Consider the following 253-nt stretch of genomic DNA (forward strand, 5'->3'; position numbering starts at 1 on the left):
TATAATAAAATCAACTAGGAGGGATTTTCAATGAATGAATTTGAACAGAACGTTCAGTCCAAACGCAACGATGCCATCGATGCAGGGATGGGCTTCGTCGTTTCCTTTGGTTTCTTCGCACTTATTTTCATCATCGCTGGCGTCGTGCAATTTGTAGCCCGCTGATTATAAAAAAAGCTTCGGCCTAGGCCGGAGCTTTTTTTATTTTCGGCTGCTGTCGATAGAGACACGCCCATCTTCTACCGATACGCGG

1 protein-coding gene is annotated in these 253 nt (G+C 45.1%); it reads left to right on the forward strand.

Annotated elements, in window-relative coordinates:
* Positions 1 to 30 precede the first annotated feature (30 nt).
* Positions 31 to 165: a YqzM family protein gene (locus SB775_RS31765; protein ID WP_082799234.1), complete on the forward strand. Its 135-nt coding sequence runs from the start codon at positions 31 to 33 to the stop codon at positions 163 to 165.
* Positions 166 to 253 lie beyond the last annotated feature (88 nt).

The organism is Peribacillus sp. SIMBA_075, assembly GCF_046534585.1.